This window comes from Streptomyces sp. NPDC006294, assembly GCF_042870895.1.
Lineage (GTDB): Bacteria > Actinomycetota > Actinomycetes > Streptomycetales > Streptomycetaceae > Streptomyces.
In genome coordinates this window covers 22,548-34,190 of the sequence record NZ_JBIAHV010000018.1, presented here as the reverse complement: position 1 = coordinate 34,190, position 11,643 = coordinate 22,548, and the positions used below count along the sequence as shown (strand labels likewise).

Genomic DNA, 11,643 nt, shown 5'->3' with positions numbered 1-11,643 from the left:
GTTCTCCACGGGCGGCGGCGTGCTGCGTGCGGCGGACTGCCAGGACTTACGGCTTCTTGCTTCCGCAGGCCCTGTCCCGGGCGACCGCTTCCATGAGGCCGCGAGCGTTGGCGGGCGAGCGCAGGAGGTAGACGGTCTCCTGCCAGGAGTCGTAGTCCTCGGCGGCCATCAGCACGGCGTCGCCGCTTTTGGAGTTGATGCGCACGGGAGCGTGGTCGTCAGTGACCCGCTTGATGAGCGGGAAGAAGTCCTTGCGGGCCTCGTCGGCACTGATCGTCACGTTCGGCACCCTTTCCTCAGCAGTACCGGAAACGGTATCGGGCCGGCACGGGCTTCCGGTGCCACGCGGTGCACGCGCTTGGACCCCGCGGCCTCACGCCCCCGTGGCCGCGCCCCGTGGTCAGCGGCCACGTGCGCGAGCCGCCAGGGCGGGGATGGAAGCGATCTTGTCGGCGTCCAGATCTTCCCAAATGAGCCCGGCCGGGCGCTTGGCGCCCTGGCAGACGATGACCTCGTCCTGGGTGACAATCAGGTCGACGCTGAAGTCATGTGCTGTCGCGGGCAGTTCCTCGTCGACGACTTGCAGGGCGTGGACCGTTGTCACCACGACCGTCTCTGGGGTGATGAGTCCGGCTTCCATCAGGAAGGCGAACTCCAGGTCGGAATAGCCGGCCCCCTTGCCGATCCGGACCCCGGCACGGTTCACGGCGACACTCCCGACCACCACCATGTCGACCGGCTTCATCGACTCGACGTGGATCTTCGGAGCAACGTTCGCGGCGACCTTGCTCGATGCCGCTTGTGCGGGCGGAACAGGCAGCTCTGCCGGGTCCAGCAGATAGAAGGGACATGGATCGGCCAGCTTTGGCACGGCCATGAACACGGTTTTGCCGTCGGCGAGCGCACGAGCGCGCACCGGAAGCTGTGCCTTGTCGGGCACAGCCTTGACGACCCGTGAAGCGGCCCACTGAGGCAGCCCCGCAAGACGGTCCGCAGCCGCTTGGGACTCCTTGAAATTCGGAATGCGCCCGTGTGCCGAGCTGTCGTGGGTGGCATGGGCAGCGTCGAGCAGGTCCCATACGCGTTCCCGTACCCGCTGCTTCTCGTGATCGACCTGTGTGCGCACCCCGCCGCCCTTCACGCTGCTTCCATCAGTGCCATGAGCCGGTCCTGAGCTTCCTGCACCGCCGGCTCACTTCGCCAGGGGCGCAGCTCGCGGGCAGCACGAAAGATGATCTTCATGCCACCGCCTCCGCGTGTGCCGTGCAGTCCGTCCACCGCGTCCGCGAAGCTGGCCAACGCGGCGTCGAGCTGACCCTCGCGGATCAGGGACAGTGCGAGGTTGCCCAGGACGATCGATCGGGACTTGTGCCGATCCTGCAACTCCGCCGCTGTCTGCTCCAGGAGGCGCTGAGCTGTCCGGTAGTCGCCGAGGGTCAGGTAGCAGGAGCCCGCCAGTCGGCCGAAGTGAGTGGGAGACAGGAGATCGTAAGCGGCATCCGAGCTGTCGGCCTCCTCAAGGTGCCGCTCGGCTCCCGCCAGCGCTCGCTCGCATTCGAGGCTTTCTCCGAGCAGGGCGTGTGCCTCGGCTGCGTGCAACATGGCGAGACCAGTGAGTGCATGGCTGGTGCATCGCGTCGTCCGGGCGGTCTCCAGAGCGAGATCGAGGCCTTCCCGGTAGTCGTCGGCCCCATAGAGCGCCACATAGCAGGTGCGTAAGAGGGCGTGGCCCTCCGCAGCCGGGTCACGAAGATGGCGAGCCACTTCAAGGCCCTGGGCGTAGTACCACCGGGCCGTGCTGTGGTCGTGCCGCTGAGAGGCGTCCCAGACGAGCTGCCCCATGAACGTGGATGCCTCCGCCTGCAGGCCGCGCATCTCGCGCTGCACACGGCCTGACGGCGCTTCACCTGCAAGGAACGCCACTTGACTTACGTGCTGTCCGGCCTGCGCCAGCAAGGTGGCAGAAGGCATCCGGTCGTAGCGGTCCGCCAGGACCTGCATCCCTTGCCTCAGTTGAGCGACCGTGACCAGGTCGACCCGCACGGGGTGCCGCATCGCGTACCGGGTCCGTTCGCTGCTTGGGGCTTCGTCCTCGGTGACTACTGCCAGCAGGTCACTCAGTTCCTGGACGCTCACCTGCAGAACGGCAGCGAGCCGCGGCCTGATGTACGGCTGGGGGGACACCCTCCCCGATTCCCACCGCGAGACGGTGGAACGCTCCACGTTCATTGCCTCGGCCAGGCTCTCCTGTGTAAAGCCCACCGCGCGGCGGCGGCGCGCGAAACCGTGCCGTTTCAACGCCATGGGCCAAGTATCCCACGGAATCAAAGGCGGCTCGCGAAGAACGGGAACGCCACAGGCAGTGCCCTGCTGTGCGTCATGGATGCCGCGTTCGTGCAGCACTTCTGCTCTGGTGCGTGGTCGTGGACGGCGGTTTCGTTGGGACCACCGGACGAATGAGGGCTTCACCTGGAAACGGAGCGGCCATGACATCGGAGGATCGTGTGCCCTGGCAGCCACTGTCGAGGCAGCGGGCGTACGACTGCGAGCCAGCCTCGGTGCCTGCGGCGCGGGAGTTCGCCACGGCAACGCTGACCGACTGGGGAATGGCCGATCGGCACGACGACATCCGGCTGTGCGTCTCGGAACTCGCCACGAACGCCGTGCAGCACGGCAGCGATGGGAGCAGCGGCTTCCTCGTGGTGCTGTCCATCGGCGGTCGCGTCATGCGTGTGGAAGTGCACGACGCCGGCACCGCGGTTCCCCGGCTGCGAGCGCCGGACGACATCAGCGACACCGGACGAGGTCTGTTCCTGGTCGCGGAGAGTGCGGACGCCTGGGGCGTCGATGAAGCCGGGCCGTCCCAGGCGGTGTGGGCCGAGTTCAAGACTCAGCCCGCGCCGTGCATACATCACCTGTTCGAGATGTCCGCTCTGGCATCCGGTCACTGCTCGGTGCCTGGCAGCGGCGGTTCATCCAAACGACGAAGGGATCCACAGATGATCGACCACGTGACAGAAGAGCAGAACACCGAAGCACCGGGCGGCTACATCGCTCCTCAGCTCATCGAGTTGGACGTGCTGTCGAAGGTGACACTCGGCAAGTACGCCGAGGACAGCGCCGACAAGGGCCGCTACTTCGAGTAGGCATCCCCAAGGCTGCTGGGCGGGGCATCCGGCTCCGTCCAGCACGCGCCAACTCCTGGAAGGGGAGGCATGTTCCACCTCGACAGCCCCGGGTGGCCGACCCGCACATCACGGCTCTGGTCGGGTGATCAGGCACCCACCGTGCACGGCACACCCTGTGGCACCGCATGCCGAGTCGTCTGTGAAGGTACGGTCCGCTTGGCCGTCGTCGGCAACTGCTACGCCGATGACCAACAGCTTCGTCATGGACTCGGCGCTGTCCGCTCGGGACAGTGGTCCAGGCTGACCCAATGGCCGGGCAGCCATTGGGTGGTGGCCGACGACGGCTGTCTGTCGGTCGTCATCACCGATGTGGCCGGGACACGTGCGGTGTACTTCGCGGTGGTGCAGGGCCGTACGCACTGGTCCACTTCGGCTCGGGCACTCGCCCATCGTGTCGGAGCGACCGTGGACCATGCATCGATCACCGCGCGCCTGGTGTGTCCCACCGTTCCCGAAATCACTGAGAACACCACTGCGTTCGCGGGCATCCGGCGGCTGCCCGGCTGCCACGCCTTGGTCATCGACCGACAGGGCAGGCACTCGATCCATGAGTACGAGCAACCGGGCACACTCGGCTTCACCGAGGCTGCGAGTGAACTGCGCGCGGCTCTGGTCACTGCGGTCACCAGCCGAGCGCGAGCGGCTGGAAAGCTCACAGCCGACTTTTCCGGCGGGCTCGACTCCACATCGTTGGCACTCCTCGCCACGGACACGGCTCGCTGCGACGCCTTCGCCGTCACCGATGCGGACGCGACCAGCAACAACGAAGACGCCGTCTACGCCCGACGAGCTGCCGAGGGCCGGCCGAGGCTGCATCACGTGCTCGTCAATGACCCCGCAGGCCTGTTCTTCGCCGGGCTGCCGGATGCCCCGCCCACAGATCAGCCGTTTCCCGATGCGGCTCGTTGGCGCATGCGCGCCGCCTACCAGCGCCCGTGCGTCGAGCACGGCAGCGATGTCCACCTCACCGGCTCCGGGGCCGACACCCTGCTGGCGGCTGCCCCTTCATATCTCGCGGACCTGGCCCGCTCCGGCGAGCTGTCGGTCCTGATCCATCACTCCCTGGCCCGTGCCAGACTGCGGCACCAGCCGGTTTACGCGGTCGTCGCTGCGGGCGCACGGCTGAGCCGCACCACCCACGCCACCGCATTACGGCACCTTGCCCGAGACCTCGCCACCGACCCGGCCGTACATCGCCCTGAACCACCGGCACGGCTCCACTGGATGAGAGCCTCTGGTCTCCGTGCCTGGCTCACTCCCGAAGCACGCCGATACCTGTCGGCGCTTGCCGTCACTGCCGGCGAGCGTTGTACGGTACCGCGACATCTCACCAGCAGCCACCGGGCCTGGGCAGAACTGCGCGAATTCGGCACGTACGAAGCGGAACTGCGTAATCAGGCGCACGCACTGGGCCTGCCGCATCACGCTCCCTACCTCGACAACGCTGTTGTCCGCGCTGCGATGGCCGTACCCGTGACCGCCCGTGCCTCCATCACACGTCAGAAGCCACTGCTCGGCGCCGCCCTCCACGGCCTCGTACCCGGATGGCTCCTGGAGCGCCGGACCAAAGGCGCGTACGACGGCAATGCGTACTCCGGAATCCGACGTCACACCACCGTCCTGCGCGAGCTTCTGGCTGGTAGCGAACTGGTCACCGAGGGATGGATCGATGCTGATGCCGTACGCAACGAACTGGACCGTCTCGCCGTCGGCGTCCCCGGAAGGCTGGCTGCCTTCGAATCTCTCATCGCCACCGAACTCTGGCTGCGCCAGCACCGTACGAGACACAACGTCGTCACAGAACCCAAGGTCTCCCATGTCTGATCTCCGGCCGGCTTCCACTGTGTACGCCACGATCACAGAGAGCGGCGGAATGCTCCTCGACGTACGCGGCCGAGGCCGCTGGTACGCACTCAACTGCTCCGGCGCACTCTGGTGGCGCCACCTGTCCGAGGGAACTCCCGCCGATGAAGCCGCTGATGCGGTTGCTGCCTACTTCGGAGCCGATCCCGAACAGGTGCGTACAGATATGCGGTCCCTCGCCCAACAGCTCTACGAGCGGCGCATGATGCGCACTCCCAGCCGCTGGAGGTGGCACCGTTGAGCATCCCTATGGCCGTACCCGCACGGACCGACTGCCCACCGCTGCCCGACCGTTTCACAGCCGTGGCGTCACTCGCCCTGGCCACGGTGCTGGTGCAGGCGTTTCCGCTGCGCCTCACCCTCATCTTCGCCCGCGTCGCCAAGCGATGCACCCGACGCCATGCTTCGGCGGCGGAAGCTGCGAAGACGGTTGCTGCACGTGACTGGGCCGGCCGGTTCTTCCCGAGCCGCGCCGCCTGTCTGGAGATGTCCCTGGCCGCCTTCCTCGACTCGGCCATGCACGGGAGATCTGTCAACTGGTGCATTGGCTGCCGCTTCGACCCGTGCGAGTCCCACGCCTGGATCGAAGCGTCGGCCCGGCCAGTAGGAGAACCCGACACCCCTGACAGCCCTTTCCAGCTCACACTCCGTATCTGACCGAAGGATCGACCGATGTCCGACGCCACAACCCCCGCCCTGCAGCGAGCCATCGACGCGGTGCCCGCCGAGCAGTTTCACGGCGTCGACGGCCGCGCCGTCCGCCCCTGCACTCCGGCCGCTGTCACCCATCGCCATCTGCAGATGCTCGACGTCCATCCCGGTGCGAACGTCATGGACATCGGCATTGGCTCGGGCCTCTCGGCCGCACTTGTCGCCCACCTGGCGGGCCCGGAGGGGCACGTCACTGCTGTCGAGATCGATCCCGGGCTCGCCCAGCGTGCCGCAGCTCTTTACGCCGAGTACGGATACAAGGTCGACGTCGTCGTCGACGACGGGCTCCTGGGCCATATGCCGAGCGCCCCGTACGACCGCATCCTCGCCGGTACCACCCCACCGGCCATCCCTCACTCCTGGCTGGCGCAACTGAAGCCCGGCGGCACTCTGCTCTGCGGCGTACGCATCGCCGACCTGCCAGGGGCCTACGCGATTGCCCGCGTGACTGTAGACGGACAGCACGAGCCGCGCCGGGTCGAGATCCACCACGGCGGATACACGCCCATGGTGGCGACCCGCACGGTGTACGCCGTCTCCCGCGCCGTCGACTCACAACGGCCCGAACTCTCGCTCACTGCCCTCGGAGCAGGCGCGCAAAAGGCTGCGGCCTCGATGCTCACGGTCTTGTCGGAAAGGCCGTACACCGAGCTCACCCCAGCGCCGGTGCCCGAATACTTCCACTTGAAGAACTGGCTCATCGCCACCGCGCCGGACGGTCTGCTCGAAGCGACGCTCGATTCGGGCACCGGCATCGGCATCGGGTCCCTGTCCCCGGACGGAACCGCCCACGCCGCCCTTGTCACAGGCGAGCACCTCATCGCCGACCAGGCCGGGTCTCCAGCCCTCGCAGGGCTGCGTGCCTTAGTCTACCAGTGGCAGGAAGAGGGAGCCCTCCGTACCCATGAGCTGCCTGCCGGCCTCATCCGCGAGGGGGACGTCTGGCAGGCCCGCGTCACCCGCCGCTAGCGTGGCCGTGCGCCCGTCTGCCGCCCGCCGCCCGCCGCGAGCGGGCCCCGCCGCCTCACGCCCGCGGCCCGTCCCGGCGGCTGGCCGACCAGGCCGACCACAGTGCGGCGTAGCGGCCGCCCGCCGCGACGAGTTCGTCGTGGGTGCCGGTTTCGACGACGCGGCCCTGGTCGAGGACGACGACGCGGTCCGCGGAGGCGGCCTGGGGGAGGCGGTGGGCCACCATCAGGCCCGTGCGGCCCTCCAGGGCGCGGACGGCGGCCGACTCCAGGACGCGGGCGCCGGCGCTGCCCGCGTCGGCGGTCGCCTCGTCGAGGATGGCGATCGGCGGGTCCGCCAGGACGAGGCGGGCCAGGGCCAGGTGCTGGGCCTGGGTCACCGTGAGCCGGTGGCCGCCCTCGCCGACCACGGTCGCGAGCCCTTCCGGGAGCGCGTCGACCCACTGAAGGGCCTCCACCCGCTCCAGCGCCGCGCGCAGTTCCTCGTCCGTGGCCTCGGGGCGGGCGAGCCGCAGGTCCTCGGCCAGCGGGCCGGCGAAGACGTGGACCTCCTGGCTGATGAGCGTCACCGCGCGCCGGACGCCGGCCGGGCCCAGCTCGCGGGCCTCGACGCCGCCGAGCACGATCGAACCGGCGGACGCCTCGTGGACGCCCGCGACCAGCTTCGCCAGGGTGGTCTTCCCGGCGCCGCTCGCGCCCACCAGGGCGACCCGTTCGCCGCTGCGGACCTCCAGGTCCACGTCGCTCAGGACCGGGTGGCCGTCGACGTACGCGTGGCTGAGCGCGGTGACCTTGACCGAGCCGTCCACCGGCTTCGCCGCGGCGGCCGGGTCCGGGTCGGGCTCGACGGGCAGGTTCGACACCCCGACCAGGCGGGCGAGGCTCGCGCCCGCGGACTGTGCGTCGTCGATGAGGAAGAGCGCGGCGTTGATCGGGTTGAAGAGGCTGTGGAAGTACAGCGCGGCCGCGGTCGCCGTGCCGATGCTCACGGAGCCGTTGTCCACCAGGAAGAAGCCCGTGACCAGGACCCCGGTCAGGCCGATGAACTCGCCCGCGTTGAGGCGGGAGAAGAAGCCGGAGACCAGCCGGATGCCGCGCAGCGCCAGTTCGACGGCGTCGCCGGAGCGCCGTTCCAGCGCCTGCGCGTGGCTGCCGGTGAGCCGGAACGCGCGCACGGTGCGCACGCCGCCGACGCTGTCGAGGAGCTGGTGCTGCAGCGCGCCGTTCGCCACCCGGTGCCGGGCGTACACCGTAGAGGCGCGCGGGATGTACCAGCGGACCGTCAGGACGTGCACCGGCACGGCCAGCAGGACGGCGAGCAGGAAGCGCCAGTCCAGTACGGCGAGTCCGACGAGGGTCAGCGCGATGGTGAGCAGGGCCGCGGCGAACTCGGGCAGGGCCTGGCGTACCGCCTTCGCGATGATGGTGACGTCGCCGGTCACCCGCGAGGTCAGATCGCCGGAGCCGGCCTGCTCGACCCGCTCCAGGGGCAGGCGCAGCGCCCGTCCGACGAACCGCTCGCGCAGGTCCGCGAGGACGCTCTCGCCGAGACGGGCGACGAGGGAGTGGCCGATCGCGGTCGCCACGCCGCGGGCCACGGCCACCACCAGCAGCACCACCATCGGCCCGGTCAGCGCGCCCGCGCCGCGCTGATCGGCGACGAGGTCGACGATGCGTCCGAGCAGCGGGGCGGTGAGCAGGCCGATGCCGGTGCCGGTGACGAGCACGGTGACCGCGAGCACGGTCAGCAGCCGGTGGCCCCGCAGCAGCGCCCGGACGGCGGCGAAGGTCTGCGCGCCGGTCGCCGTGGGCAGCAGGGCACGATCACCGCGGTCGTCGTCGCCGTCCGCCGTGCGGAGCTCGGTCATCTCGCGTCCTTCGTCGTTCAGGGTCATGCCAGCACCGCCGCGCGGTACGCCTCGTGGGAGGCGACGAGTCCGGGGTGGCTGCCCTCGGCGGCGACCGCGCCGCCGTCGAGCAGCACCACCCGGTCGGTCGCGGCGAGCAGCGCGGGACTGGTGGTGACGAGGATCGTCGTACGGCCGTCGCGCAGCTTTCGCAGGCGGGCGGCGATACGCGACTCGGTGACGGTGTCGACCGCGGTCGTCGGGTCGTGGACGACGAGCACCGGCGGGTCGGCGGCGAGCGCCCGGGCCAGGGCGACACGCTGGCGTTGGCCGCCGGACAGCGAACGGCCGCGCTCGGCGAGGACGGTGGCCGTCCCCTGGGGCAGTGCCCGCGCGACGTCGTCGGCGGTGGCCGCGGCCAGGGCGGGCGCGAGGTCGGCCTCCAAGGCGCCGGATCCCGCCCGTACGTTGTCGAGCAGGCTGCCCTCGAACAGGTCGGCGTCGTGGTGGGCGACGAGGATCGCGCGGCGGGCGCTCTCGGGGTCCAGCTCGGTCAGCGGTACGCCGTCGAGCTCCACGGCCCCTTCCGCCGGGTCGAGTTCGCGCCCGAGGCAGAGCAGCAGGTCGTGCGCCGCCGCCGGGTCCCCGGCGACGACGCCGAGGACGGAGCCGGGAGCGATGTCGAGGTCGACGCCGCGCAGCGCGCCGTGTCCCAGGCCGCGCAGCCGGACCCGGCCGGCGACGGGACCGCCCACCACGGTCCGGCCCGCCGTGACGACGGGCGGCGAGGCGAGCACCTCGGCGATCCGGTCGGCGGAGGCGCGGCCGAGCGCCAACTCGCCGTTGACGTACGTGAGGAGCTGGAACGGCCCGAGGAGGTACTGCGCGAGTCCGACGGCCGCCACCAGTTCACCCACGCTGATCGAGCCGCGCATGGCCAGATGGGCCCCGGCGAGGCCGATGACCGCGATGAAGATTCCGGTGAGGGCGAGGATCGCGCCGTCGTGCCAGGCCCGGCTGCTCGCGGCCCGCAGCGCGGCGCCCAGGGAGTCGCGGCTGGTGCGCCGGTAGCGGGACACGGCGGCGCCCTCCGCCCCGATACCCTTCAGCACCCGCAGGCCCGCGACGAGGTCGGCGGCGACACCGGAGGCGTGCGCGGCGCGCTCCTGCTCGATCTCGCTGCGCGCTTCGAGGGGGCGGCTGATCCGGTGGCCGAGCCACAGCAGGGGAGGGACGCCGAGCAGGACGAGCAGGCCGAGCGGCACCGAGACGCGGAGCAGTGCCACGGCGCTGACGACCAGTCCGGTGAGCGCCGAGATCGCGTACGGCACGGCGGCCGCGACGGCTCCGACGCGCGTCGCGTCACCGGTGGCGACGGCCGTGAGCGCGCCCGGCAGCCGTCCGGTGTCGGCGCCGCCGCGGGGGTCGAGCACCCGGGTGCCGAGGTCGACGCGGAGCCGGTGCGCGGCGCGTTCGCCCGCGCCGTCGGTGATCCTCGCGGCGGTCCGGTAGCACGTGGACAGGACGAGGAAGAGGACGGCGAGGACGATCAGCCAGCGCAGCAGAGCTTCGGATGAACCGGTGGAAACCGCCCGGTCGATGATGACGCCTATCACGACGGGGACGAGCGCCTCGCACGCCTGGTGGCCCATGCCGAGGAGTGACGCCCCGACGACCTGCCGGCGCTGGCCCCTGATCGTTCTGCGGAGGACGAGGCCCCCCGTCGGACCCTCCTCGTGCGGTCCCCCCAGGGGCATGCGGTACCTCCGCGACGACATCGATTAGTTAGGTAAGCCTACTCTAATCGGGCGGGCTGCCAAGGCCGCCGCCGGCCCGGGTGGGCGCCGTCATGGTCGCCCTGAGCGCGCGTGGACCGTGCGTTGACCGTGCCGCGCGGATTCGGTTAGGCTCACCTAAGTCGCTGCTGTCTGTTGTGCCATCACATGTGCTGTCTCGTCCTCGAGTCGCCGCCAGGGGGAGTTGTCGTTGTCGGTCGAAACCCGGGCGGCGCCCACCGGAGCGGAAGACGGCCCGGCCGCGCCCAGGGTCCGCCGGTCCGCGGCCGCGCTGCGCGGCCTGGGCCTGCTCGTGACGCTGGCCGCCCTGCTCCTCGTCGGGCTGCTCAGCGTATGGGTGGGCACCCGGGGCATCCCGTTCACCTCGACGTGGAGCGTGCTGTGGGAGCCCGACGGCTCGCAGGCGTCGGTCATCATCCATGAGTACCGGATCCCCAGGACCCTGCTCGCGCTGCTCGTCGGGATGGGCCTCGGGCTGTCCGGCGCGCTCATGCAGTCGCTGACCCGCAACCCGCTCGCCGACCCGGGGCTGCTCGGCGTCAGTCTCGGAGCGTCCACCGGAGTCGTCGTGGCCATCGCCTTCTTCGGCGTCGCCACGGCGCTCGGCTATGTGTGGTTCGCGTTCCTCGGCGCGGCGGCGGCGTCGGTGCTCGTCTACGTCCTCGGCGCCTCGGGCCGCACGCTGGCCACACCGGACCGGCTCGTCGTCGCGGGAGCGGCGGTGACGGCGGTCCTCATGGCCTTCAACTCCGCGGTGCTGCTGCTCAATCCGCGCGCCTTCGACCAGTTCCGGTTCTGGACCGTCGGCTCGCTCGCGGGCCGGGACATGGACATGGTGCTCGTCGCCCTGCCCTTCGTCGCCGTGGGACTGCTCCTCGCGCTCGGCCTCGCTCCCTCCCTCAACGCCCTGGCCATGGGCGATCAGATGGGACGGGCCCTGGGTGTGAACGTCGGCCGGACCCGGGTGCTCGGCGCCGTCGCCGTGATGCTCCTGTGCGGCGCGGCGACGGCCGCGGCCGGCCCGATCGGCTTCGTGGGCCTGGTCGTTCCGCACATCGCCCGGTTCGTGGTGGGACCCGACCAGCGCTGGATGCTGGCGTACTCGATGCTGCTCGCGCCCGTCCTGCTGATCGGCGCCGACGTGCTCGGACGGGTCCTCGGCTCCCCGGGCGAGATCCAGGTCGGCATCGTCACCGCGTTCCTCGGCGCCCCGCTGTTCATCGCGCTGTGCCGCCGCCGGAAGCTGGTCATGCTGTGAGCGCCGTACGGG

At 70.5% G+C, this 11,643-nt stretch carries 11 protein-coding genes; 6 read left to right on the top strand and 5 right to left on the bottom strand.

The window, feature by feature from the left end; genetic code table 11:
* Nucleotides 1-46: 46 nt before the first annotated feature.
* The 3 genes from ACFYOP_RS27755 to ACFYOP_RS27745 all read right to left on the bottom strand — a co-directional run bounded on the left by ACFYOP_RS27755 (nucleotide 47) and on the right by ACFYOP_RS27745 (nucleotide 2,304).
* Nucleotides 47-280, bottom strand: a complete 234-nt coding sequence (locus tag ACFYOP_RS27755) for a type II toxin-antitoxin system prevent-host-death family antitoxin (protein ID WP_356897756.1) — start codon at nucleotides 278-280, stop codon at nucleotides 47-49.
* A 120-nt stretch (nucleotides 281-400) separates the two neighbouring features.
* Nucleotides 401-1,141 (bottom strand): 5-formyltetrahydrofolate cyclo-ligase, encoded by a 741-nt coding sequence (locus ACFYOP_RS27750; RefSeq protein ID WP_356897757.1) that lies wholly within the window; start codon nucleotides 1,139-1,141, stop codon nucleotides 401-403.
* A complete protein-coding gene (locus tag ACFYOP_RS27745) occupies nucleotides 1,138-2,304 on the bottom strand; it encodes a helix-turn-helix transcriptional regulator (RefSeq protein WP_356897758.1) in 1,167 nt (388 codons plus the stop codon). Before ACFYOP_RS27745 ends, ACFYOP_RS27750 begins: the two co-directional genes overlap by 4 nt.
* Nucleotides 2,305-2,486: 182 nt before the next feature.
* On the opposite strand from ACFYOP_RS27745, the gene ACFYOP_RS27740 reads away from it, so the two are divergent.
* From ACFYOP_RS27740 to ACFYOP_RS27720, 5 genes are all read left to right on the top strand, one after another.
* A complete protein-coding gene (locus tag ACFYOP_RS27740; RefSeq protein ID WP_356897759.1) occupies nucleotides 2,487-3,146 on the top strand; it encodes an ATP-binding protein in 660 nt (219 codons plus the stop codon).
* A 69-nt stretch (nucleotides 3,147-3,215) separates the two neighbouring features.
* Nucleotides 3,216-5,012: an albusnodin/ikarugamycin family macrolactam cyclase gene (locus tag ACFYOP_RS27735; protein WP_356897760.1), complete on the top strand. Its 1,797-nt coding sequence runs from the start codon at nucleotides 3,216-3,218 to the stop codon at nucleotides 5,010-5,012.
* Nucleotides 5,005-5,292, top strand: coding sequence for a PqqD family protein (locus ACFYOP_RS27730; RefSeq protein ID WP_388453173.1), 288 nt, complete (start codon nucleotides 5,005-5,007; stop codon nucleotides 5,290-5,292). The genes ACFYOP_RS27735 and ACFYOP_RS27730 overlap by 8 nt, the downstream gene beginning before the upstream one ends.
* A complete protein-coding gene (locus tag ACFYOP_RS27725; RefSeq protein ID WP_356897761.1) occupies nucleotides 5,289-5,708 on the top strand; it encodes a lasso peptide biosynthesis B2 protein in 420 nt (139 codons plus the stop codon). The genes ACFYOP_RS27730 and ACFYOP_RS27725 overlap by 4 nt, the downstream gene beginning before the upstream one ends.
* A gap of 15 nt (nucleotides 5,709-5,723) precedes the next feature.
* Nucleotides 5,724-6,731, top strand: a complete 1,008-nt coding sequence (locus ACFYOP_RS27720) for a methyltransferase domain-containing protein (RefSeq protein ID WP_356897762.1) — start codon at nucleotides 5,724-5,726, stop codon at nucleotides 6,729-6,731.
* A 55-nt stretch (nucleotides 6,732-6,786) separates the two neighbouring features.
* On the opposite strand, the gene ACFYOP_RS27715 is transcribed toward ACFYOP_RS27720, so the two are convergent.
* Together ACFYOP_RS27715 and ACFYOP_RS27710 are read right to left on the bottom strand one after the other, a co-directional pair.
* Nucleotides 6,787-8,598, bottom strand: coding sequence for an ABC transporter ATP-binding protein (locus tag ACFYOP_RS27715; protein ID WP_356897781.1), 1,812 nt, complete (start codon nucleotides 8,596-8,598; stop codon nucleotides 6,787-6,789).
* 23 nt (nucleotides 8,599-8,621) lie between these two features.
* Nucleotides 8,622-10,334, bottom strand: coding sequence for an ABC transporter ATP-binding protein (locus ACFYOP_RS27710; protein WP_356897763.1), 1,713 nt, complete (start codon nucleotides 10,332-10,334; stop codon nucleotides 8,622-8,624).
* A 229-nt stretch (nucleotides 10,335-10,563) separates the two neighbouring features.
* On the opposite strand from ACFYOP_RS27710, the gene ACFYOP_RS27705 reads away from it, so the two are divergent.
* Nucleotides 10,564-11,631, top strand: coding sequence for a FecCD family ABC transporter permease (locus tag ACFYOP_RS27705; RefSeq protein WP_388453167.1), 1,068 nt, complete (start codon nucleotides 10,564-10,566; stop codon nucleotides 11,629-11,631).
* Nucleotides 11,632-11,643: the final 12 nt, after the last annotated feature.